The organism is Buttiauxella sp. JUb87, assembly GCF_004361975.1.
Taxonomy (GTDB): domain Bacteria; phylum Pseudomonadota; class Gammaproteobacteria; order Enterobacterales; family Enterobacteriaceae; genus Buttiauxella; species Buttiauxella ferragutiae.
In genome coordinates this window covers 581,447-604,282 of the sequence record NZ_SNVY01000002.1, presented here as the reverse complement: position 1 = coordinate 604,282, position 22,836 = coordinate 581,447, and the positions used below count along the sequence as shown (strand labels likewise).

Annotated in this window: 19 protein-coding genes, 1 pseudogene and 1 other annotated feature; of the genes and pseudogenes, 13 read left to right on the top strand and 7 right to left on the bottom strand. The window is 50.1% G+C overall.

What is annotated here, in order from left to right; genetic code table 11:
• The first annotated feature begins 74 nt into the window (after window positions 1-74).
• The gene (gene creD / locus EC843_RS10975) at window positions 75-1,433 is read left to right on the top strand and encodes a cell envelope integrity protein CreD (protein WP_133522251.1); all 1,359 of its coding nucleotides are present in this window, start codon (window positions 75-77) and stop codon (window positions 1,431-1,433) included.
• Window positions 1,434-1,504: 71 nt separating this feature from the next.
• On the opposite strand, the gene arcA is transcribed toward creD, so the two are convergent.
• On the bottom strand, window positions 1,505-2,221 hold the full coding sequence (gene arcA, locus EC843_RS10970; RefSeq protein WP_034459438.1) for a two-component system response regulator ArcA: 717 nt from the start codon (window positions 2,219-2,221) through the stop codon (window positions 1,505-1,507).
• Between the two features lie 96 nt (window positions 2,222-2,317).
• Here arcA and yjjY point away from each other — a divergent pair.
• The 6 genes and pseudogenes from yjjY to thrC all read left to right on the top strand — a co-directional run bounded on the left by yjjY (window position 2,318) and on the right by thrC (window position 8,581).
• Window positions 2,318-2,460, top strand: a pseudogene (gene yjjY, locus EC843_RS10965) (protein YjjY).
• Window positions 2,461-2,861: 401 nt separating this feature from the next.
• On the top strand, window positions 2,862-3,563 hold the full coding sequence (locus EC843_RS10960) for a tRNA/rRNA methyltransferase (RefSeq protein ID WP_133522250.1): 702 nt from the start codon (window positions 2,862-2,864) through the stop codon (window positions 3,561-3,563).
• Between the two features lie 184 nt (window positions 3,564-3,747).
• Window positions 3,748-3,816, top strand: a complete 69-nt coding sequence (gene thrL / locus EC843_RS10955) for a thr operon leader peptide (protein ID WP_072009468.1) — start codon at window positions 3,748-3,750, stop codon at window positions 3,814-3,816.
• Window positions 3,755-3,871 (top strand) — a sequence feature (Thr leader region). Its footprint overlaps the gene before it by 62 nt.
• Before the next feature lie 26 nt (window positions 3,872-3,897).
• The gene (gene thrA, locus EC843_RS10950; RefSeq protein WP_064543385.1) at window positions 3,898-6,360 is read left to right on the top strand and encodes a bifunctional aspartate kinase/homoserine dehydrogenase I; all 2,463 of its coding nucleotides are present in this window, start codon (window positions 3,898-3,900) and stop codon (window positions 6,358-6,360) included.
• A gap of 1 nt (window position 6,361) precedes the next feature.
• Entirely contained in the window at window positions 6,362-7,291 is a 930-nt protein-coding gene (gene thrB, locus EC843_RS10945; RefSeq protein WP_133522249.1) for a homoserine kinase, read from the top strand.
• A gap of 3 nt (window positions 7,292-7,294) precedes the next feature.
• A complete protein-coding gene (gene thrC, locus EC843_RS10940) occupies window positions 7,295-8,581 on the top strand; it encodes a threonine synthase (protein ID WP_133522248.1) in 1,287 nt (428 codons plus the stop codon).
• Between the two features lie 92 nt (window positions 8,582-8,673).
• Here thrC and EC843_RS10935 read toward each other — a convergent pair whose 3' ends face one another.
• The 3 genes from EC843_RS10935 to EC843_RS10925 form a co-directional block, all read right to left on the bottom strand.
• Complete coding sequence (locus EC843_RS10935; RefSeq protein WP_133522247.1) at window positions 8,674-10,014, bottom strand: AppA family phytase/histidine-type acid phosphatase; 1,341 nt, start codon at window positions 10,012-10,014, stop codon at window positions 8,674-8,676.
• Between the two features lie 146 nt (window positions 10,015-10,160).
• On the bottom strand, window positions 10,161-11,171 hold the full coding sequence (gene gap / locus EC843_RS10930; protein ID WP_121814873.1) for a type I glyceraldehyde-3-phosphate dehydrogenase: 1,011 nt from the start codon (window positions 11,169-11,171) through the stop codon (window positions 10,161-10,163).
• A gap of 78 nt (window positions 11,172-11,249) precedes the next feature.
• A complete protein-coding gene (locus tag EC843_RS10925) occupies window positions 11,250-12,230 on the bottom strand; it encodes a helix-turn-helix domain-containing protein (protein WP_133522246.1) in 981 nt (326 codons plus the stop codon).
• Window positions 12,231-12,445: 215 nt separating this feature from the next.
• On the opposite strand from EC843_RS10925, the gene EC843_RS10920 reads away from it, so the two are divergent.
• Window positions 12,446-12,736 carry a DUF2502 domain-containing protein gene (locus EC843_RS10920; RefSeq protein WP_121814875.1) on the top strand — a complete coding sequence of 97 codons (291 nt, stop codon included), beginning with the start codon at window positions 12,446-12,448 and terminating at the stop codon, window positions 12,734-12,736.
• Window positions 12,737-12,828: 92 nt separating this feature from the next.
• Here the strand turns inward: EC843_RS10920 and yaaA are convergent, their stop codons facing one another.
• Together yaaA and EC843_RS10910 are read right to left on the bottom strand one after the other, a co-directional pair.
• Window positions 12,829-13,602, bottom strand: coding sequence for a peroxide stress protein YaaA (gene yaaA / locus EC843_RS10915; protein WP_064543393.1), 774 nt, complete (start codon window positions 13,600-13,602; stop codon window positions 12,829-12,831).
• Window positions 13,603-13,688: 86 nt separating this feature from the next.
• Window positions 13,689-15,134, bottom strand: a complete 1,446-nt coding sequence (locus EC843_RS10910) for an alanine/glycine:cation symporter family protein (RefSeq protein WP_064543394.1) — start codon at window positions 15,132-15,134, stop codon at window positions 13,689-13,691.
• A gap of 216 nt (window positions 15,135-15,350) precedes the next feature.
• Here EC843_RS10910 and tal point away from each other — a divergent pair, with 216 nt between their 5' ends.
• The 3 genes from tal (at window position 15,351) to EC843_RS10895 (ending at window position 18,453) form a co-directional block, all read left to right on the top strand.
• A complete protein-coding gene (tal, locus tag EC843_RS10905) occupies window positions 15,351-16,304 on the top strand; it encodes a transaldolase (protein WP_133522245.1) in 954 nt (317 codons plus the stop codon).
• 110 nt (window positions 16,305-16,414) lie between these two features.
• Window positions 16,415-17,002 carry a molybdopterin adenylyltransferase gene (mog, locus tag EC843_RS10900; RefSeq protein WP_133522244.1) on the top strand — a complete coding sequence of 196 codons (588 nt, stop codon included), beginning with the start codon at window positions 16,415-16,417 and terminating at the stop codon, window positions 17,000-17,002.
• A 125-nt stretch (window positions 17,003-17,127) separates the two neighbouring features.
• Window positions 17,128-18,453, top strand: coding sequence for an MFS transporter (locus EC843_RS10895; protein WP_064543560.1), 1,326 nt, complete (start codon window positions 17,128-17,130; stop codon window positions 18,451-18,453).
• Window positions 18,454-18,508: 55 nt separating this feature from the next.
• Here EC843_RS10895 and satP read toward each other — a convergent pair whose 3' ends face one another.
• Window positions 18,509-19,075: an acetate uptake transporter gene (satP, locus tag EC843_RS10890; RefSeq protein ID WP_064543398.1), complete on the bottom strand. Its 567-nt coding sequence runs from the start codon at window positions 19,073-19,075 to the stop codon at window positions 18,509-18,511.
• 298 nt (window positions 19,076-19,373) lie between these two features.
• On the opposite strand from satP, the gene dnaK reads away from it, so the two are divergent.
• Both dnaK and dnaJ read left to right on the top strand, forming a co-directional pair.
• Window positions 19,374-21,293 carry a molecular chaperone DnaK gene (dnaK, locus tag EC843_RS10885; protein ID WP_064543399.1) on the top strand — a complete coding sequence of 640 codons (1,920 nt, stop codon included), beginning with the start codon at window positions 19,374-19,376 and terminating at the stop codon, window positions 21,291-21,293.
• 214 nt (window positions 21,294-21,507) lie between these two features.
• Window positions 21,508-22,647, top strand: a complete 1,140-nt coding sequence (gene dnaJ / locus EC843_RS10880) for a molecular chaperone DnaJ (RefSeq protein WP_064543401.1) — start codon at window positions 21,508-21,510, stop codon at window positions 22,645-22,647.
• The last annotated feature ends 189 nt before the right edge of the window (window positions 22,648-22,836 follow it).

The following is a 22,836-nucleotide window of genomic DNA, read 5'->3' as shown; positions in this document are numbered from 1 at the left end:
CTGTCTCTTCACATAACTTCATATCGTCCCCACAAACGCTCGCTATCCTCGCCAAATCAAAAATGGAGGGGATTATGTTTAAATCTGCGTTGTTCTGGAAAGTGATGACTTTGTTGGGATGTATGGCTGTGTTGTTGATTCCGTTGAGTATGCTGAGTTCGCTGATTAATGAACGCAGCAGTTACCGGGATGATGTTGAGCAGTCGCTACGCCAAAGTGCCAGTGGGCCGCAAACCCTTACCGGGCCGCTTATCGCCATTCCTGTCGCGGAGCTGACGACTGTTATGGAAGATAATAAAGAGGTCAAAAAAGAGCGCCGCTTCATTCGCTATTACCTCCCGGAAAACCTGGATATTGTGGGAAAGCAGACCGTTGAACCACGTCATATCGGCATTTATGAGGGGCAAATCTGGCGCACGGCGGTGACTGTGGATGCCACGTTTAATCGCCAGTTGCTCAATCACGATATGGATGAAAATACTCGTTTTGGTACGCCATACGTGGTGCTGGCGGTCGGTGATTCGCGCGGTATCGGCAAAGTAGGTGAACTGGAAATCAACGGAAAAACCTATCCTATTGAACCCGGTAGCAATCTGCCCGGCGTTGAGCAGGGTTTACATGCCATTCTCCCCATCGAACGCCTTCAGGATGAAAAGCTAACACTGCGTTTTAATCTGGATTTGATGGGCACGAAGCAGCTCGCTGTCGTGCCAATCGGGCGTAATAGCCAGTTCAGCTTAACCAGTAACTGGCCGCATCCTAATTTTATGGGCGATTTCCTGCCACGTGGGCGTACCGTGACGGAAACCGGGTTTACCGCGAACTGGCAAAGTACCTGGTTTGCCAACAATCTTAATGCCAATTTCAGTGATGCTCAGTTAATTGATGTTAATCGCCTTCCTGCGTTTAGCGTCACCGTAGCGAATCCGGTAGACCAGTATCAACTGACAGATCGCGCAGTAAAATATGCCATCTTGCTGATTGGTCTGACGTTTATGTGTTTCTTCCTGCTGGAAACATTGACCGGTTTACGCGTTCACCCAATGCAGTATTTACTGGTCGGCCTTTCGCTGGTGATGTTCTATCTCGTTCTGTTAGCCGTTTCTGAACACACAGGGTTTAACCTGGCCTGGCTGCTGGCAAGTTTGGTCTGCGCGGGAATTAACGGTTTCTATCTCAAAGCGGTGCTGAATAGCTGGAAAGCGAGTGCGATGTTTACGCTTGGGTTACTGACTCTTGATGCGGTGCTCTGGCAACTGCTTCAGTCTGAAGACAGTGCTTTGTTGCTTGGCACTGGGGTACTGTTCGTTGCTCTTTCCTCCATTATGCTGCTAACCCGACATATCGATTGGTATGGGATGGGGCAAAAAGTGCAGGCGCTGGCAACAGACGATGCCCAGAAAGATCCAGAGCGGTTCAGGCTGTGGAAATAGCGGTTTAATTCTGGCAAAAGAAAAGGGCGGATTAAAAATCCGCCCTTTCGCAATCATGTTTGATTACAGGTTTATTCCTGTAAATCGCCGCAGAAGCGATAACCTTCGCCGTGAATCGTGGCGATGATTTCAGGTGTATCTGGGGTCGATTCAAAGTGCTTACGAATGCGACGAATCGTGACGTCAACAGTACGGTCGTGTGGTTTCAGCTCACGGCCAGTCATCTTCTTCAGCAATTCAGCACGAGACTGAATTTTCCCAGGGTTTTCACAGAAGTGCAGCATGGCGCGGAATTCGCTACGCGGCAACTTGTACTGCTCGCCATTTGGGCTGACCAATGAACGACTGTTGATATCCAGTTCCCAACCATTGAACTTGTAGCTTTCAACGGAACGACGTTCTTCGCTGATTGCACCGAGGTTCATTGTGCGAGACAACAGGTTGCGCGCGCGGATGGTTAATTCACGTGGATTGAATGGCTTAGTGATGTAATCATCTGCACCGATTTCAAGGCCCAGGATTTTATCCACTTCGTTGTCGCGGCCAGTCAAGAACATCAATGCGACATTGGCTTGCTCACGCAATTCACGCGCCAGCAGCAGGCCATTTTTGCCAGGCAAGTTAATATCCATAATGACCAGGTTGATGTCATTATCGGAAAGAATCTGATGCATTTCAGCGCCATCGGTCGCTTCAAAAACATCATAACCTTCAGCTTCAAAAATGCTCTTTAACGTGTTGCGTGTTACTAATTCGTCTTCGACGATAAGAATGTGCGGGGTCTGCATGTTTGCTACCTAAAATTGCCAACTAAATCAAAACAGGAAGTACAAAAGTCCCTGACCTGCCTAATACATGCCATAAATTAACATGTCTGGCGTAACATGACTAAAGTACGTAATTGCGTTCTTGATGCACTTTCCATCAACGTCAACAACATCATTAGCTTGGTCGTGGGTACTTTTCCCTCTGGACCCGACGGTGTCAAAAACGGTTGTTATCCTATACCATTTTAACAGCAACATAACAGGCAGGACCGCTTTAGACATCTGATAAAACTACGCTTCGTTGACATATATCAAATTCAATTGTAGCACGTTAACAGTTTGATGAAATCATCGTCGCGTTTTGCGAGCATGCGTCACATTTTTCCAATAATCAATATAGTTACGCGTATTGATTATTAAACAATGCAAATCTGATTATTGATAGCAAGCTTATGTATTATTTATCATATAAAACAGAATGATAATGAGCATCAATACATCTTGTAATACTGGTCTAACTACGAAAAAGCATTCAGTGTGTTTATGATTCCAATTGAATGTATTTTATAGATGAATGTTGCGCTAATGTAAATTTTTGCCGCGTATTATCATTTTAATTTTGTGACTATCCATATTTGGATACTTTTTTAAGAGAGTTTTAATGCGTTTTCTAATTATTTTGGTCGCTCCTGCCAGAGCTGAAAATGTTGGTGCAGCAGCCCGCGCAATGAAGACCATGGGATTTGCTGAGTTGCGTGTTGTGGCTAGTGAAGCTGACCGTCAACCAGAAGCCCGTTGGGTCGCGCATGGTTCTGGTGATGTGCTGGATAATGCTCAGCATTTCAATACGCTGGAGGAAGCTTTGCATGACGTCGACTTTACCATTGCGACTACCGCTCGTAGTCGCGCAAAATTCCATTACTACGCCACACCGCAGCAACTGGTTCCGTTACTCGAAGAAAAGCGTAATTGGGTGGGCACTGCCGCGTTGGTATTTGGGCGTGAAGATTCAGGGTTGACCAACGAAGAGCTTGAACTGGCCGATGTGCTAACTGGCGTACCGATGGTGGCAGATTATCCATCGCTTAATCTCGGGCAGGCTGTAATGGTTTACTGCTATCAGTTATCAGCACTGATGCAGCAAAATGTACCAGAGCATGATGTGGTTGACGCTCAGCAACTGAGTGCACTGCGTTCCAGAATGGCAACGCTCCTTGAGCGTGTAGAAGCCAGCGACGACCAAAAAATGGTCGACTGGCTGCAACAGCGGATTGGTCTATTAGCTCAGCGTGACACGGCAATGTTGCACCGTTTGCTGCATGATATTGAAAAAAAACTGCCAGTGAAAAATGCTGATAGCTGAATTAATATCAGTGAAAATGGGGTGTAATGCCCCTGCTTTTTCAGCGCAATAAGTACGTTTTTTGATGGTTTATCAGCGTTCAGTCATAGTCTTGCTCTTTGTGGCAAAATTAAAAATAAATTGACTTAGCCTACCGGATACTTTAGTCAATATAGGTAAATCATATTACGAGCACACAACATCCATGATTCGCATCAGCCCAATGACAACAATTATTACAACCACCATTACCACAGGTAACGGTGCGGGCTGACGCATACAGGAAAAACGAAAAAAGCCCGCACCTAAACAGTGCGGGCTTTTTTTTGGACCAAAAACTCAAAGGTAATAATAAATGCGAGTGTTGAAATTCGGTGGTACTTCAGTGGCAAATGCAGAACGTTTTCTGCGTGTTGCCGATATCCTGGAAAGCAATGCCAAACAGGGGCAGGTGGCAACCGTGCTGTCTGCCCCGGCGAAAATTACCAATCACCTCGTTGCCATGATTGAAAAAACCATCGGCGGCCAGGATGCAGTACCGAATATCAGCGACGCAGAGCGTATTTTTAGTGAGCTTTTGAAAGGCCTTGCTGATGCACAACCTGGTTTTCCACTCGAACAACTCAAAGCTACGGTTGACCAGGAGTTTGCTCAGCTGAAACATGTTTTGCATGGTATCAGCTTGCTGGGACAATGCCCGGACAGCATCAATGCGGCAATCATCTGCCGTGGTGAAAAGCTCTCTATCGCGATCATGGCTGAATTGCTCAAAGCTCGTGGACACAATGTGACAGTCATCAATCCGGTAGAGAAACTTCTTGCCGTTGGTCACTACCTTGAGTCCACTGTCGATATCTCCGAATCCACTCGCCGCATCGCCGCAAGCCGCATTCCGGCGGACCATATGATCCTGATGGCAGGCTTTACTGCCGGGAACGACAAAGGTGAGTTAGTTGTTCTGGGACGCAACGGTTCTGATTATTCTGCTGCCGTGCTGGCTGCCTGCTTACGTGCGGATTGTTGTGAGATCTGGACGGATGTAGATGGTGTTTATACCTGTGACCCGCGCCAGGTTCCTGATGCCAGATTATTGAAATCTATGTCGTATCAGGAAGCCATGGAGCTTTCTTATTTCGGCGCTAAAGTTCTTCATCCACGTACCATTTCCCCCATCGCTCAGTTCCAAATTCCTTGCCTGATTAAAAACACCGGAAACCCACAAGCGCCTGGCACCCTCATCGGCGCGGAAAGCGATGATGATGAACTTCCGGTCAAAGGCATCACCAACCTGAATAACATGGCGATGTTCAACGTTTCAGGTCCTGGCATGAAAGGCATGGTTGGCATGGCGGCCCGCGTTTTTGCGGCGATGTCACGCGCCGGAATTTCTGTGGTGCTGATTACTCAATCATCTTCTGAATACAGCATCAGTTTCTGTGTGCCGCAGGCGGATAGCGTACGTGCACGTCGTGCGATGGATGATGAGTTTTATCTGGAGCTCAAAGAGGGGCTACTGGAGCCGCTGTCTATCATGGAGCATCTGGCGATCATCTCCGTGGTGGGTGATGGCATGCGTACCCTGCGTGGTATTTCTGCCAAGTTCTTTGCAGCGCTGGCTCGCGCCAACATTAATATCGTGGCGATTGCCCAGGGCTCTTCCGAGCGCTCTATCTCTGTTGTGGTCAGCAATGACGAGGCCACCACCGGCGTGCGCGTGACTCATCAGATGTTGTTCAATACCGACCAGGTTATCGAAGTGTTCCTGATTGGTGTCGGCGGTGTGGGTGCGGCATTGGTTGAGCAGGTGAAACGCCAGCAGGCGTGGCTGAAGCAAAAGCATATTGACCTGCGCGTCTGTGGTATCGCGAACTCGAAAGCGTTGTTAACCAATATTCATGGCCTGAATCTGGATAACTGGCAGGCAGAGCTGGCGGTGGCGAAAGAGCCATTCAATTTGGGTCGTTTAATTCGTCTGGTGAAAGAGTATCACCTGCTCAATCCAGTGATTGTTGACTGTACCTCCAGCCAGGCGGTGGCGGATCAGTATGCTGATTTCCTCGGCGAAGGTTTCCACGTGGTGACGCCGAACAAAAAGGCGAACACTTCCACCATGAATTACTACCACCAGATGCGCAACGCAGCAGCGAAATCGCGTCGTAAATTCCTCTACGACACCAACGTGGGGGCGGGTCTGCCGGTTATCGAAAACCTGCAAAACTTGCTCAATGCCGGTGACGAATTGCAGCGTTTCTCTGGCATTCTTTCAGGTTCGCTGTCGTTTATCTTTGGCAAACTTGAGGAAGGTATGAGCTTGTCAGAAGCCACCATCGTTGCCCGCGACATGGGCTACACCGAACCTGATCCGCGTGATGATCTTTCTGGTATGGATGTCGCGCGCAAATTGCTGATTTTGGCTCGTGAAACAGGCAGCAATCTGGAGCTGTCCGACATTGTCATTGAGCCAGTATTACCGCCGTCGTTTGATTCCAGTGGTGATGTTGAATCATTCATGGCGCGCATACCGCAGCTGGATGATGAGTTTTCAGCGCGTGTGTCACAAGCCCGCGACGAAGGCAAAGTGCTGCGCTACGTTGGCGTGATTGAAGCTGATGGCAGCTGCAAAGTTAAAATTGATGCGGTCGATGGTAACGACCCACTGTATAAAGTTAAAAACGGCGAAAATGCTCTGGCATTCTACAGCCATTACTATCAGCCGTTACCGCTGGTGCTTCGCGGCTACGGAGCAGGAAATGATGTGACTGCGGCCGGTGTATTCGCCGACTTATTGCGCACTTTGTCATGGAAGTTAGGAGTTTAAGATGGTTAAAGTATACGCCCCGGCTTCCAGTGCCAATATGAGTGTCGGGTTTGATGTGCTGGGCGCGGCCGTTTCGCCTATTGATGGCTCGCTGCTCGGTGATTATGTCACTGTTGAAGCGGCAGACACCTTTAGTTTGAATAACATCGGCCGTTTTGCCAGCAAATTACCCGCTGAGCCACGCGAAAACATCGTCTATCAGTGCTGGGAGCGTTTCTGCCAGGAAATTGGCAAAAATATTCCAGTGGCAATGACGCTAGAAAAAAGCATGCCGATTGGCTCCGGCTTGGGGTCGAGCGCGTGTTCCGTGGTCGCCGGTTTAATGGCGATGAACGAATACTGCGGCAAACCGTTGAGCGATACTCGTTTGCTCAGCCTGATGGGTGAACTAGAAGGGCGCATTTCAGGCAGCGTTCACTACGACAACGTAGCGCCGTGTTTCCTGGGCGGTATGCAGTTGATGATTGAAGAAAATGGCATCATCAGCCAGTCTGTTCCGGGCTTTGATGAATGGCTGTGGGTTCTGGCATATCCGGGCATTAAAGTTTCTACCGCTGAAGCTCGCGCTATTCTTCCTGCACAATATCGCCGTCAGGATTGCATCAGCCACGGTCGCCATCTGGCGGGCTTTATTCACGCCTGCCACACTCGCCAGCCACAGCTGGCGGCAAAACTGATGCGTGATGTGATTGCCGAGCCTTACCGGGCTAAATTACTGCCGCGCTTTAATGAAGCGCGCCAGGCCGCAGCAGATATCGGGGCAGTGGCGAGTGGTATTTCGGGCTCCGGCCCAACTTTGTTTGCGTTGTGCGATAACACTGATACCGCACAACGTGTGGCTGACTGGCTCAGCCAACATTATTTGCAGAACCAGGAAGGTTTTGTACATATTTGCCGTCTGGACACGGCGGGCGCACGAGTTCTGGGATAACGCATGAAACTGTATAACCTTAAAGATCATAACGAGCAGGTCAACTTTGCCCAGGCGATTGTGCAGGGGTTGGGTAAACAGCAAGGGCTGTTTTTTCCACACGATTTACCGGAATTTGAACTGACCGAAATCGACGAAATGTTGAAGATGGATTTTGTCACCCGCAGCAGCAAAATTCTGTCTGCTTTTATCGGTGATGAAATCCCGCAAGAAATTCTCGAAGAACGTGTGCGTGCGGCGTTTGCTTTCCCTGCACCGGTGAAAAGCGTCGAGCCAGATATCGGCTGCCTTGAGCTGTTCCACGGCCCGACGCTGGCGTTTAAAGACTTCGGCGGCCGCTTTATGGCGCAGATGCTGACGCATATCAGCGGCGACAAACCGGTCACTATTTTGACCGCGACTTCTGGCGATACCGGGGCTGCGGTAGCGCATGCATTCTACGGCCTGAAAAACGTGCGCGTCGTTATCCTGTATCCGCGTGGCAAAATCAGCCCGCTGCAGGAAAAACTGTTCTGCACGCTTGGCGGTAATATTGAAACTGTCGCGATTGACGGTGATTTTGATGCCTGCCAGGCGCTGGTGAAACAAGCGTTTGATGATGAAGAGTTGAAATTGGCGCTGGGGTTAAACTCGGCCAACTCTATCAACATCAGTCGTTTGCTGGCACAGATTTGCTATTACTTTGAAGCGGTGGCGCAGTTGCCACAGGAAGCTCGTAACCAGCTGGTGGTTTCCGTGCCAAGCGGCAACTTTGGCGATTTGACAGCGGGCCTGCTGGCTAAATCGCTCGGTCTGCCTATCAAGCGCTTTATTGCGGCGACCAATGCCAACGACACCGTTCCACGTTTCCTGACCAACGGCGAATGGGCACCGAAAACTACGGTGGCGACACTTTCTAACGCTATGGATGTTAGCCAGCCAAACAACTGGCCGCGTGTGGAAGAGTTGTTCCGCCGTAAGATTTGGCGCCTGACCGATCTGGGTTATGCGACGGTAACTGACGAAACCACCAAAGCCACCATGAAAGAGCTGAAAGCGGTGGGTTATGTTTCCGAGCCACACGCGGCGATCGCCTATCGTGCGCTGCGTGACCAGCTCAAGCCCGGCGAATACGGTTTGTTCCTCGGCACTGCGCATCCGGCGAAATTCAAAGAAAGCGTGGAGGAGATCCTCGGTGAAACTCTGCCACTTCCTGCTGAGCTTGCCGAACGCGCTGATTTACCGCTGCTTTCCCACAATCTACCTGCCGATTTTGCTGAGCTGCGTAAATTGATGATGGCCAAAGCGTAAGTTTTTCGGCTCTCGCCATGCTAATCCGAGCTGGGAAGCTATAAAGTAATGCCGTTCGTTTAATCGCGAGCGGCATTTTTTTTGTCTGATATTTACTGTAGCTGGCAGCCTGGTTCCACGCTTTGGCTAACCACGCGAGTGAACGTCGACAGCGGGCAGTATCCTTCAGCCGTCTGGTCGTTACAGCCAGGAATTTTTAGCTGTACGCTTCCCGCAGGTTGATTAAGGCTAAGTGGTGTCTGGGATCGCAACTGCTCGAGAGTCTGATACACCATGCTCACGCTAACGTATTGTTTCCCTGACTTATCGGCCAAACGCTCAAAGACTAAAGCGCCGCCCGGAGGGGTGTTATCGGGTTGCCCTGGTAGCGTCCAGCGCATGTTGAGCATGCCTGCGATATTGGCAATATTGGTATCGTGCCCGGCAAGAAACAGGATCTTATTGTCAGGTGAGATACCAGGCAGTTTGCTTACGTCGGCTTTCGGCTCCAGCGCGTTGCTGATGGTCTGCAATAAAGGCGTGCCGTTATGTCTGGCGATGTAAGGTGTGCGCGCCATCAAATCAAACTGGGCGTTATGCAGTTTCAGTAGCGACGCCCACTCTTGCTCTGAATGAATATTCCCCCACGCCGCTTGCGGCATCCCTTGCGCATATTCCAGCAGGAAAATTTCAGCAAGCGTAGACGAAAGGCCAATAGCCCCGTCGAGAGCGACTTTGTTGCCATTATCTTTTATCGACAGCTTGCTCGGCATGGATTGCGCTAAATCACAGCTTTTATCCGCGCTGTGTTTCTGACACCAGGCTGACGTCGAAAAGTTGAGAGTCGTGCTCATCAAGGCCAGAGAGGGAATATAGTGCTGGTTCAGATTCTCAATGGGGGTTTGAGCTTCTTTTTCAACGGCCTGTTGGACCTGAGTTTTATCCATTGAACAGGTGCCCGCTTTCACCGGATGGAACAGCGGATCGGCTTTTTCAAGATTTTGCTGGTGGTGAATAGTTAAACCACATTGCGGAGCAAGCCCTGCCAGGAAAGCTTCGCCAGTTTTAAGCGTGCGCTGATCAACGTCTGCCCAGACATAAATTGAGTTTGGTGTGGGGCAACTGCCCTGCGATAAAATGCCCTGTTGTTGAAACTTCTCGCGATAAAACCCGCCCATCAGGCTAATCAGATGCTCACCGCGTGGCGTGATATAACCCAATTTTACTGGCCATTCGGGCCAGGTATTGGGTGTTACGTCGCGCATGGTCTGTGTCATTTTGGTTGGTGCTCGCACACCGTGGCGGCTGAGGATTACCACTTTTTCAACCTGGTAGCCTGAAGCGGGAGTGTCGTTGGCATAGGCCGTAGAGCCTAATGAAAATATGGCGCTCAGTGCTACGAACAGACCAGGGCGAAGCGTCAGTTTTTTGCGATTAAACGCAGAGATCGTCATTTACAGCCTCTTTTCTTTGGGGTGTTTGAGTCTGATAAATATACTCCAGAAGCAAAGCGGTAACGTCGAGTTCGTCTCGTTGTTGTTTGGTATGTGAAAAAGATCCACGCAGGTGCGTGGATCTTAAAAGGCTTGCGGGAGCATTTTTAGAGCCCGCGTTTAGCCATCATTGCTGCAAGGTCGACCAGGCGGTTAGAGAAGCCCCATTCATTATCGTACCAGGCCAATATCTTGACCAGATTACCGCCAATCACCAGCGTCGAAAGCCCGTCGATGATAGAAGAACGTGGATCACCCTGATAATCACTCGATACCAGCGGTTCATCGCTGTAGCCCAAAATGCCTTTCAGCGGGCCGCTTGTTGCTGCTTCCAGGAATGCCGCATTCACCTGCGCGACGGTGACCGGGCGTTTTAAGGTTACCGTTAAATCAACGATAGAAACGACGGGTACAGGCACTCGCAATGAGTAACCGGTCAGGCGTCCGTCCAGTTCAGGAATGACTTTGCCTAACGCTTTTGCCGCGCCGCTGGAGTAAGGAACGATGGAGAGGGCGGCAGCTCGCGCGCCACGCAGGTCTTTTTCCGGCTGATCGTGTAACGCCTGACTGTTGGTGTAAGCGTGAGTGGTGTTCATCAAACCGTGTTCAATACCAAACTGCTGATGCAAAACCTGTGCGGCAGGCGCAAGGCCGTTCGTGGTACAGCTGCCATTGCTCACGACATAATGGCGTTCCGGATCGTACTGCTGGTGGTTAACGCCCATCACTATCGTCAGGTCGTCATCTTTGCCCGGTGCCGAGATGATGACGCGTTTTGCTCCGCCGCTATTGATGTGTACTGCGGCCTGCTCGCGACTGGTAAAGAAACCCGTGGCCTCAATAACAATATCGACGCCCACATCATGCCACGGGATATTTGCCGGATCTCTTTCGCTAAACACGCGAACAAGTTTGCCGTCCACATGCAAATGCCCGTCAGCCGCTTCAACCGGAACAGGCAATCTTCCCATCAGTGAATCGTGTTTCAGCAGGTGAGCAAGGGTTTTGCTGTTTGTCAGATCGTTGATTGCTACAATTTCTACGTCTGCGTTACCCAGCGTGGCGCGTAATACGTTACGACCAATTCTGCCGAAACCATTAATACCGACCTTAACCATGATTGACTCCTTCTTTGAAATGTCTGGAATCACTGTAGGCTTCAGGCAAAGTGGCGTAAATGACAAAAAAGGATCAATTCACGCCATTTTTCGACAATGAAAACGCTCGCGGTATTCGCCCGGTGTGAGGTGTAGTTGACGCTCGAAGGCGCGGCGCAAAGTGATGGTATTGCCGAAGCCCACTTTACTCGCAATCTGCTCGAGCGTTTCCCGCGTTTGCTCAAGGCAATGTCGGGCTGCTGCAAGGCGGGCTTCTTCAACATAGCGCGCTGGTGTGATGCCAGTTTCTTTGCTGAAAACACGCGTGAAGTTACGAGGACTCATCGCGACCCGGTCTGCCAGTTTCTCAACCGACAAATCGGCGGATAGATTTTCCAGAAGCCAGTTTTGCAATTGACCTATCGGACTGGAGATGTCGCTTTGCTGGAGGTGGTATCGACTAAATTGCATTTGCCCACCGGGACGACGCAGATACATCACCAGATCCTGTGCCACGTCGCGAGCAAGCGTAAAGCCATAATCTTCTTCGACCAGTGCGAGGGTCAGATCAAAACCTGAGCTTACTCCGCCAGAAGTCCAGATAGGGCCATCCTGAAGATAGAGCGGACCACTTTCGACTTTGACGTGCGGGTAAGTGGATTGCATCTTTTCCAGTAGATGCCAGTGGGTTGTCGCACGACGACCGTTAAGTAACCCAGCCTGTGCCAACAACATTGCTCCGCCGCAAATGGAAACAATGCGCTGAGCGTGAGGTGCGGCAAGCTTTAACCAATCGACCACCGCGGTACCTTCTAACTCATCTGATCCTCTCCCCGTGATCATAATGGTATCCCGAGGTTCATAAGGATCAAGTTCGTGCAGGCGATAGTCGGCCAGCAAGTTCAGCCCGGATTGACCGTGGATCACCTGATGAGGCTGAGTGGTCGCAAGTCTTATCTGGTAGCGAGGTTGAGACAAACCTTCCGCCTGTAAGCGGTTGGCTTGCATCAGTATGTCGGCAATTCCGGCGGCTTCGAACAGCACCCCGCCATCGGGAACAATAATCAGAAAGGTTTTCATGTCCTGAAAAGTACGCTTTTAACAAAATAAGTCAAGGTGGGTGTGAGTCTGAATCATGGAGGAAATATGCAGGAAACAAGGAGGGAAAATGTAGGAATTCCCATTAAATGCGGGCGTTCAGAGATTAGGATTGCACAGTATAACAACTCCGCGTTGTTCGGCTTATGCTTTCCTTAACGACCCATAGCGGGTGTGAATGTAGTAAGGAGTGACTTATGTTGAAATCAATAATGTTGGCTTTATCGATTCTGGTGGTGACTCCGCTGGCAGCGCAAGCTTCTGAAATTACGCTTGTCCCGTCAGTCAAACTGCAAATTGGCGAGCAGGACCGGGGCGGTAACTACTGGGACGGTGAACACTGGCGCGACCGTGGCTGGTGGGACGACCACTATGAGTGGCGTGATAATAGATGGCATCCGCATGATAATCACGGTAAGAAAAATGGCCATTATAAAAAAGATAAACATGACAACGGTAATCACTACGGCCAACACAAAAATCACTAAACGGGGTTTGTAGGGTGGATGAGCGTTAGCGTCATCCACCATTTACGCCAGTGGTGTCGGATGACACAAGCTTATCCGACCTGGGAAGAGGTTTACTGTTCGTGACGCTTAAACACTAACTCATGTTTGCCCGATGCAGCTTCATCAAAGAAGTAGCCATCGGTGTTAAAACCAGTGAGTTGTTCAGGTTTAGTGAGTCGATTCTCAATGATGTAGCGACTCATCAAACCACGCGCTTTCTTGGCATAGAAGCTGATGACTTTAAACTTGCCATTCTTCTCATCCAGGAATACCGGCTTGATGATTTCTGCATTGAGCTTTTTCGGTTTTACCGACTTGTAATACTCGTCTGATGCCAGGTTAATCACCACATTGTCGCCCTGAGCTGCCAGCGCCTGGTTCAGCTTTTCGGTGATGGTGTCGCCCCAGAAATGATACAGATCTTTACCCTTCGGGTTTTCAAGCTTAATGCCCATCTCCAGACGATAAGGTTGCATCAGATCCAGCGGGCGTAACACGCCATATAGCCCTGAAAGCATGCGTAAATGCTGCTGGGCAAAATCGAAATCTGCGTCGCTAAACTCTTCAGCTTGTAATCCGGTATACACATCGCCTTTGAACGCCAGAATCGCCTGACGCGCATTTTGCGGTGTGAAATCAGGCTGCCATTCATGAAAACGGGTTTCGTTCAATGACGCCAGCTTGTCACTGATGTGCATCAATGACGAAATTTGCGGTGCGCTAAGCTTGCGCGCCACCGCAATCAACTGCTGCGAATGGTCCAGCAGTTCTGGCTGAGTATAACGATCGGTAGGAAGATCACTTTGATAATCCAGTGTTTTTGCAGGTGAAATTAGTATGAGCATCTCTGTTCCTTGCCGCCGCGATGTAACTCGACATATTTTGGCTACATGGTAGCAAATTTACTGAAAGTATCTGCCAATGGTTGCGATTAGCGCCTGGTTTCAGGTGGCTTGTGATTGTCCCAAATACCGGGTTCCAGTTGGCTTTTAATTTCGGGAAAACGATTCGGATCGAAAACCGGCGTCATACCGAGGCGCAACTGGCGCAGGTAATCGGCGCTCAAATCACGTGCGATAGGCGATAGCAATAAAATCGCCGTGAGATTAGTGACCGCCATAAACGCCATTGCCACATCTGCCATCTGCCAGACTATCGGCAACGGAGATAAAGTACCAAACATCACCATCACCAGCGCCATGCAGCGAAATAACACGATGGAAAATGGACTTTTATTTTGTAGAAACAAAAGGTTGTTTTCTGCGTAGGCATAGTTGGCGATAATCGACGTGAAGGCAAACAGCAACACAATTAGCGCGATAAACCCCGCCCCCCATGAACCGACCACATTACTCAGCCCCTGTTGCACCAGCGTAACACCATTCATCTGTGGATTTGCGGTATCCAGAATTCCTGAAAAAAGGATGATTCCCGCGGTGGCGGTACAGATGATCATGGTATCGATCAACACGCCGAACATTTGCACCAGCCCTTGCGAGGCGGGGTGTGGAGGCCAGGTGGCTGCTGCGGCTGCGGCGTTGGGTGATGAACCCATTCCTGCTTCGTTGGAGAACATTCCTCGCTGAAAACCGGTGGTAATGGCCTGGCTGATGCTAAATCCAATCGCACCCGATGCCGCTTCTTGCCAACCAAACGCGCTTCTGAATACCAGTGAAACGACTTCAGGCAGGCGTTCGATGTTCATTGCTACAACCACGAGGCTCATCAACACCCAGATAAATGCCATGAACGGCACTAGCCATTGGGAGACACGCGCAGTGCCACGCATTCCGCCCCAAATCACGCCAGCCGTCAAAACAACAAGTGCGATGCCAATCCAGGTTTTAGGGATCCCGAAAGCATGGTTAACTGCGCTGGCGATGGAGTTGGCTTGTACCGCGTTGAAAATCAATCCAAAGGCGACCATCAGGAAGACGGAAAACATCACCCCCATCCAGCGCATTCCAAGCCCGCGTTCCATGTACCAGGCGGGGCCACCACGGTAATTACCTTCACTATCACGGGTTTTATAGAGCTGGGCGAGGGTACATTCGGCAAAGGATGTTGCCATTCCAAGCATGGCGACTACCCACATCCAAAAAATAGCGCCAGGGCCACCGAGAGTTAGTGCAATTGCGACGCCGGAAAGATTACCGCTGCCGATGCGTGCGGCAAGGCTTGTACACAGCGCCTGAAATGAGGAAAGTCCGGAAGAATCTTCGTTTTTATTGGTAAGGATTAGACCGCGAAGCTGGGTCAGATAGCGAAACTGGACAAAGCCACATTGCCAGGTAAACCAAATACCGGCCCCGACTAATAAATAAATGAGAATAGAACCCCACAGTATCTCATTGATGAACATAAAAAAATCGGCCATTAACATCCCTCGTTTACATGCACTGCGAGCACGACTAATGCGCGGTGGTTGCGCATGTTCCATTAGATTGCAGGCGAATAATACACAGAATATATCAGTTTCGCGTTCAGTTCCTGACGATGTGTTGCTGCGGTTGCGCCTGAATGACGTCGTGATATCATCAAGCCAGACCGGTTACATCCCCCTAACAAGTTACACCTAACGAGAAACACTATCATGACGGATAAATTGACCTCCCTGCGTCAGCTAACCACAGTTGTGGCGGACACCGGGGATATTGCGGCAATGAAGCTGTATCAACCGCAAGATGCTACCACCAACCCATCTCTGATCCTGAACGCTGCGCAAATTCCTGAATACCGCAAACTGATTGATGATGCGGTTGCATGGGCGCGTGAGCAAAGCAGCGATCGTGCACAACAAGTTGTGGATGCAACTGACAAGCTTGCGGTGAATATTGGTCTGGAAATCCTCAAACTGATCCCTGGTCGCATTTCTACTGAAGTTGATGCGCGTCTGTCTTACGACACCGATGCCAGCATCACCAAAGCAAAACGTCTGATCAAAATGTATAACGATGCGGGCATCAGCAATGACCGTATCCTGATCAAACTGGCTTCTACCTGGCAGGGCATTCGTGCTGCTGAACAGCTGGAGCAAGAAGGTATCAACTGTAACCTGACGCTGCTGTTCTCCTTCGCTCAGGCTCGTGCTTGTGCTGAAGCTGGCGTGTTCCTGATTTCTCCATTCGTGGGCCGTATCCTCGACTGGTACAAAACCAATACCGATAAGAAAGAGTACGCTGCGCACGAAGATCCAGGTGTGGTTTCTGTTTCTGAAATCTACCTGTACTACAAACAACACGGTTACGAAACCGTCGTTATGGGCGCAAGCTTCCGTAACCTGGGCGAGATTATCGAACTGGCTGGTTGTGACCGTCTGACCATCGCGCCTGCTCTGCTCAAAGAGCTGGCTGAAAGCGAAGGTGCGGTTGAGCGTAAACTGGCTTACACCGGTGAAGTTAAAGCACGCCCTGAGCGTATGACTGAATCCGAGTTCCTGTGGAGCCATAACCAGGATCCAATGGCAGTTGATAAACTGGCTGACGGCATCCGTAAGTTTGCTATCGACCAGGAAAAACTGGAAAAAATGATCGGCGACCTGCTGTAATCATTGGCGTGGCCGGAGTGTTCCGGTCACGCTTTTTAGTGTTTCACCCTGTCTGCAATTCCCTTCGCCGTGTATCATTCCGTTAAGTTTGCTGATTTCCCGGGAATGATATGAATACCTTACGCATTGGCTTAGTTTCGATCTCTGACCGCGCTTCAAGCGGCGTTTATCAAGATAAAGGCATTCCGGCGCTCGTTGCCTGGCTGGAGAAAACCTTAACCACTCCTTTTCAAATAGAAACCCGCTTAATCCCTGATGAACAGCCGCTGATTGAACAAGCGCTGTGTGAGTTGGTGGATGAAATGGCCTGTCATTTGGTGCTTACCACGGGTGGTACGGGGCCGGCGCGTCGCGATGTCACTCCTGACGCAACGCTTGCCATTGCTGACCGTGTGATGCCGGGCTTCGGCGAGCAGATGCGCCAGATCAGCCTGCAGTTTGTGCCAACGGCGATTCTTTCGCGCCAGGTGGGCGTTATCCGTAAGCAGGCGCTAATCCTCAATTTACCTGGCCAGCCAAAATCGATTCAAGAAACGCTTGAAGGCGTTAAAGATGCTGATGGCAAAGTTGTGGTACCGGGTATTTTTGCAAGTGTACCGTATTGTATACAGCTGCTGGATGGTCCTTACATTGAAACAGATACGACTGTCGTAGCATCTTTTCGTCCAAAAAGTGCAATTCGTGAAGTAAATATCTAAAAATAGGTTGTTTGTGACATAAGATGTAGTGGCTCTGGTATGTCGTGTGGGGAACGTTATAGTAAGTTTTGCTTTACAGCAAAATGGAAACTAAAAACCACACTCATCTTTATGCGCAGGTTCTTATGTCACAACAATTGCCGTCAACACCACACACAAGACCTCTGAATCGTCAGGATTACAAAACCCTGACCCTTGCCGCCCTTGGTGGCGCGCTCGAATTCTACGACTTCATCATCTTCGTCTTCTTTGCCACCGTCGTCGGGGCACTGTTCTTCCCCGCGGATATTCCTGAATGGCTACGTCAGCTACAAACGTTCGGCATCTTTGCTGCGGGTTATCTGGCGCGCCCGCTAGGTGGCATCATCATGGCGCACTTTGGTGATCTGGTGGGACGCAAAAAAATGTTCACCCTGAGCATTTTGCTGATGGCGTTGCCGACTCTGGCGATTGGTATGTTGCCGACCTACGAAACTCTCGGCATTGCCGCTCCGGTATTACTGCTGTTGATGCGCGTTCTTCAAGGGGCGGCAATCGGCGGTGAAGTGCCAGGCGCCTGGGTGTTTGTTGCCGAGCACGTACCTTATAAACGTATCGGCATCGCCTGTGGCACGTTAACTGCTGGCTTAACTGCCGGGATTTTGCTGGGTTCCGTTGTCGCCACCATTATTAATACTTCGATGACGCAGCAGGCGATTCATGATGGCGGCTGGCGTATTCCGTTCTTCTTAGGCGGTATTTTCGGGCTGGTGGCGATGTACTTGCGCCGCTGGTTGCAAGAGACGCCGATTTTTATTGAGATGCAGCAACGTAAAGCACTGGCAGAAGAGTTGCCGTTGAAATCCGTCATCGTGAACCATAAAAAGGCTGTCGTGGTTTCGATGCTGCTGACCTGGTTGCTGTCTGCAGGAATTGTTGTGGTTATTTTGATGGCGCCAACCTGGTTGCAAAAACAGTTGGGCATCGCGCCAGCACTGACGCTTCAGGCAAACAGTATTGCGATTGTGATGTTGTGTATCGGGTGTATCTTAGCCGGGATGATTATCGACCGTATTGGTGCCAGCAAGACCTTTATCATCGGTAGTGTGTTGCTGGCGGTTTGTAGCTGGATGTTCTATCACCTGACGGCGAGCCATCCTGAATATTTGTTCTTCTTATATGGCCTGGTTGGTTTGAGCGTTGGCGTGGTAGGTGCGGTGCCATACGTAATGGTCAGGGCATTCCCGGCAGAAGTGCGGTTTAGTGGGATTTCGTTCTCTTATAATATGTCTTATGCCATTTTTGGTGGTCTGACACCTATTTTTGTCACCATGTTGTCGGCGGTATCACCGATGGCGCCTGCCTGGTATGTGCTGGCACTGGCAATGGTTGGCCTGGCACTGGGAATTTGGCTGAGAAATGATTTAACGCATGAAGGGAAGGTGGTTGAAAGACCGCTGCAACATTCATAAAAAAACGCGGAGCCTGGCTCCGCGTTTTTGTCTTCTGACTCGTTGCTTGCCGTAATTAGTGTTTTTCACCAATTGGCAGTACGGTACGGCCAAACTGCTCGTTGAGCACTTCGCCCATCGCCAGGTAAATGGCGCTAGCACCACAAACCAGACCGATCCAACCCGCAACGCGCACGATGCTTTCGTTATCAACCAGGTGGCCAATAGCCAGCAGGGCAAACAGAACTGTCAGGCTAGCAAACACGAACTGCAGCATGCGGTTAGCTTGCAGGGTGCCGAAGAACATGAACAGAGTGAAGACACCCCACAGGCCGAGATACGCGCCAAGGAAGTGTGCGTTTGCCGCGTCTGCAAGACCCATCTTAGGCATGATCAGAATGGCGACCAGAGTCAGCCAGAAAGAGCCATAAGAAGTGAATGCTGTCAGGCCGAAAGTATTACCTTTCTTGAATTCCAGCAGGCCGGCAAAAATTTGCGCGATACCACCGTAAAAAATACCCATTGCAAGAATGTTGACATCCATAGGGAAGATGCCGGTGTTATGCAGGTTGAGCAGGATGGTGGTCATGCCGAAGCCCATCAAGCCCAGGGGAGCTGGATTAGCCAACTTAGTGTTGCCCATAGTTCCTCTAAAATTCGTCTGAAAATGGATATATGTGAGCGCCGCATAACCGCTAAAGGGCAGCGGGGCGCGGCATCATAATCAGGTGAAGGGCGCGAGTCTATGATCTAAACAGGTGTGAAGATGAAAATTTTTTTTACCTTGCCCCTTGATGGCGAGCTTAGTGACCCCATCTTGTATCCAACCGCAGTTGATGAGCCTGCAAAAAAAGCACGTTTGGGCAGTTGAAAGACTCTTGTTTGCCCGCATAACAGGTTCACAACCACATGACGAACAAATTTTAAGTGGAGACGTTTAGATGGGTAAAATTATTGGCATCGACCTGGGTACTACCAACTCTTGTGTAGCAATTATGGATGGTACTACTGCACGTGTGCTGGAGAACGCCGAGGGCGACCGCACCACTCCTTCTATTATTGCTTATACGCAGGATGGTGAGATTCTGGTAGGTCAGCCGGCTAAACGTCAGGCAGTGACTAACCCGCAGAACACTCTGTTCGCGATCAAACGCCTGATTGGCCGTCGCTTCCAGGATGAAGAAGTGCAGCGTGATGAAGCCATCATGCCGTACAAAATTATTGGCGCTGATAACGGCGATGCATGGATTGACGTTAAAGGCCAGAAAATGGCACCTCCGCAGATCTCTGCTGAAGTGTTGAAGAAAATGAAGAAAACCGCTGAAGATTACCTGGGCGAACCAGTAACTGAAGCTGTTATCACCGTTCCTGCGTACTTCAACGATGCACAGCGTCAGGCAACGAAAGATGCTGGCCGTATCGCAGGTCTGGAAGTAAAACGTATCATCAACGAACCAACCGCAGCCGCTCTGGCTTACGGTCTGGATAAAGAAGTTGGCAACCGTACTATCGCGGTTTACGACTTGGGTGGTGGTACTTTCGATATCTCTATTATCGAAATCGACGAAGTTGATGGCGAGAAAACCTTCGAAGTTCTGGCAACCAACGGTGATACCCACCTGGGTGGTGAAGACTTCGATAGCCGTCTGATCAACTACTTAGTGGAAGAGTTCAAGAAAGATCAAGGTATCGATCTGCGTAACGATCCACTGGCTATGCAGCGTCTGAAAGAAGCTGCTGAAAAAGCGAAAATTGAGCTGTCTTCTGCTCAGCAGACCGACGTGAATCTGCCGTACATCACTGCAGATGCAACTGGTCCAAAACACATGAACATCAAAGTGACTCGTGCAAAACTGGAATCCCTGGTCGAAGACCTGGTAAACCGTTCTATCGAGCCGCTGAAAGTTGCGCTGCAAGATGCTGGCCTGTCTGTATCCGATATCCAGGACGTTATCCTGGTCGGTGGTCAGACTCGTATGCCAATGGTGCAGAAGAAAGTGACTGAGTTCTTCGGTAAAGAACCACGTAAAGACGTTAACCCGGACGAAGCTGTTGCAATCGGTGCTGCTGTTCAGGGTGGTGTGCTTGCTGGTGACGTGACTGACGTACTGCTGCTGGACGTTACCCCGTTGTCTCTGGGTATCGAAACCATGGGCGGTGTGATGACTTCACTGATCAACAAAAACACCACAATCCCGACTAAGCACAGCCAGGTGTTCTCTACCGCTGAAGACAACCAGTCTGCGGTGACCATCCATGTGATTCAGGGTGAGCGTAAACGTGCAGCTGATAACAAATCTCTGGGTCAGTTCAACCTGGATGGTATCAGCCCGGCACCACGTGGTATGCCGCAAGTCGAAGTCACCTTCGACATCGATGCGGATGGTATTCTGCACGTGTCTGCGAAAGACAAAAACAGCGGTAAAGAGCAGAAGATTACTATCAAGGCATCTTCTGGTCTGAACGAAGAAGAAATCCAGAAAATGGTGCGTGATGCAGAAGCTAACGCCGAAGCTGACCGTAAGTTCGAAGAACTGGTTCAGACTCGCAACCAGGGTGACCACCTGATGCACAGCACTCGTAAGCAAGTTGAAGAAGCGGGCGACAAACTGCCAGCTGACGACAAAACTGCTATTGAGTCTGCATTGAGCGCGCTGGAAACTTCTTTGAAAGGCGAAGACAAAGCTGACATCGAAGCGAAAATGCAGGCACTGGCGCAAGTTTCTCAGAAACTGATGGAACTGGCTCAGGCACAGCACGCTGAACAACAAGCGGGTAACGCGACTGATGCTGGCAACGCAGCTGGCAAAGACGACGATGTTGTTGACGCTGAGTTCGAAGAAGTTAAAGACAAAAAATAATCGCCCTTTTATTCATATTCGAAATAATTCGAGTTGCAGGTAGGCGGCAAGGGAGTGAATCCCCAGGAGCTTACTAAAGTAAGTGACTGGGGTGAATGAGCGCAGCCAACACCCCTGCAGCTCGAAGAATGATGAATAGAGCGGTTGGTAACTGGCACGGGCGTTGAGGTTTTCCTCTGCGCCCGTGCCCGCATGTTAGGGGCAGACAAAAAAGATGGCGAAGAGAGACTATTACGAGGTTTTAGGCGTTCCGAAAAACGCGGAAGAGCGTGAAATCAAGAAAGCCTATAAACGCCTGGCAATGAAGTTCCACCCGGATCGTAATCAGGGTGACAAAGAGTCCGAGGCGAAGTTTAAAGAAATTAAAGAAGCCTACGAAATCCTTACCGACGAACAAAAACGTGCAGCCTACGACCAGTATGGTCATGCCGCGTTTGAACAGGGTGGTATGGGTGGCGGCGGTCACGGCGGATTTGGTGGCGGTGGTGCTGACTTCGGCGATATCTTTGGCGACGTATTCGGCGATATCTTCGGTGGTGGCCGTCGTCAACGCGCTTCCCGTGGTGCCGATTTACGCTACAACATGGACTTAACGCTGGAAGAAGCGGTTCGTGGCGTCACCAAAGAGATCCGCATTCCAACACTCGAAGAGTGTGGCGTTTGCCACGGTAGCGGCGCGAAAGCGGGATCTAAACCGCAGACTTGCCCGACTTGTCATGGGCAAGGCCAGGTGCAGATGCGCCAGGGCTTCTTCACAGTGCAGCAAAGCTGCCCGCACTGCCAGGGTCGTGGCTCGATTATTAAAGATCCGTGCAATACCTGCCATGGCCATGGTCGTGTAGAAAAAACCAAAACCCTGTCCGTGAAGATCCCGGCGGGCGTGGATACCGGCGATCGTATTCGTCTTGCTGGTGAAGGTGAAGCAGGCGAACACGGAGCACCATCAGGTGATTTGTACGTTCAGGTTCAGGTCAAACAGCACCCAATCTTTGAGCGTGAAGGCAATAACCTGTATTGCGAAGTGCCAATTAACTTTGCAATGGCGGCGTTGGGTGGTGAGATTGAAGTGCCAACCCTGGATGGTCGTGTGAACCTGAAAGTACCTGGTGAAACGCAAACTGGCAAATTGTTCAGAATGCGTGGCAAAGGGGTGAAATCCGTACGTGGCGGGGCTCAGGGCGACCTGTTATGCCGCGTTGTGGTGGAAACACCTGTCAGCCTGAACGAAAAGCAGAAGCAGTTGCTGCGCGATCTGGCTGAAAGTTTTGGTGGGCCAAGCGGTGAAAAGAACAGTCCGCGTTCAAAGAATTTCTTTGATGGCGTGAAGAAATTCTTTGATGACTTAACCCGCTAAACTTCACACTCCTTTGTGTAGCGCCAAAGCCTGAATCGAATATTTTTGATTCAGGCTTTTTTATGCGCCGAATTTGATTAGCTCAATTAACATTCCAATTCGATTTTTTCGAGTTATTCGCGCCATATAATCTACTTTTATCGAGGTGTTGGTTGGGTTATGCTTAATACATATTAATGCCCTAAATGT